Origin of the sequence: Ancylobacter sonchi (genome assembly GCF_018390695.1) — a bacterium.
Lineage (GTDB): Bacteria > Pseudomonadota > Alphaproteobacteria > Rhizobiales > Xanthobacteraceae > Ancylobacter > Ancylobacter sonchi.
The window spans coordinates 1-750 of record NZ_JAHBGF010000017.1 but is presented as its reverse complement, the minus strand read 5'-3'; the positions used below and the strand labels follow the sequence as shown (position 1 = coordinate 750).

General features: G+C 65.6%; 2 protein-coding genes. Both read left to right on the top strand.

From position 1 onward, the window contains the following. Positions 1-167, top strand: a 167-nt coding sequence (locus KHC28_RS09985) for a DUF3363 domain-containing protein (RefSeq protein ID WP_214008211.1), incomplete at its 5' end; no start/stop codon positions are given. Positions 168-188: 21 nt separating this feature from the next. Further along, positions 189-750, top strand: a 562-nt coding sequence (locus KHC28_RS09980) for a type IV secretory system conjugative DNA transfer family protein (protein WP_214008210.1), incomplete at its 3' end; no start/stop codon positions are given.

The following is a 750-nucleotide window of genomic DNA, read 5'->3' as shown; positions in this document are numbered from 1 at the left end:
ACCTCGCGTCCGGACGCTTTGCCATGCTCGATGACGGGCTCGGCTTCCAGCTCGTGCCCTGGTCGCCCTCTTTGGAACGCCAACTCGGCAAGCATGTCTCCGGCGTCGCACGTGACGATGGTGGCGTCGACTGGAGCTTCGGTCGCAAGCGCGGCCTTGGCCTCTGACCCGAGATAAGGATCATCACCATGTCGGCGACGAACATCCTCTGGGGGCAGATCCTCTCCGTGCTGCTCATCGTGCTGGCTGCCATCTGGGGCGCCACCCAATATGTGGCCTGGAGCCTCGGCTTTCAGGCGCAGCTTGGCGCACCGTGGTTCGCGCTTCTCGACCTGCCAATCTACTACCCGCCGGCCTTCTTCTGGTGGTGGTACTTTTTCGACGCCTATGCGCCGGATGTGTTCTTCCGGGGCGCGCTGATCGCCGCCTCTGGCGGCTTCCTTTCTATCGCGGTCGCCATTGCGCTGTCGGTCTGGCGGGCACGCGAGGCCTCCAAGGTCGAGACCTATGGCTCGGCGCGCTGGGCCGAGAAGGAGGAGGTCCGCGCCGCCGGCCTCCTCGGTTCCGATGGCGTCATCCTCGGCCGGTATGAACGCGACTATCTACGCCATGAAGGGCCGGAACATGTGCTGTGCTTCGCGCCGACCCGCTCCGGCAAGGGCGTCGGCTTGGTGGTGCCCTCGCTGCTGACCTGGCCGGGATCGGCCATCGTCCATGACATCAAGGGCGAGAACTGGCAGCTCACCGCCG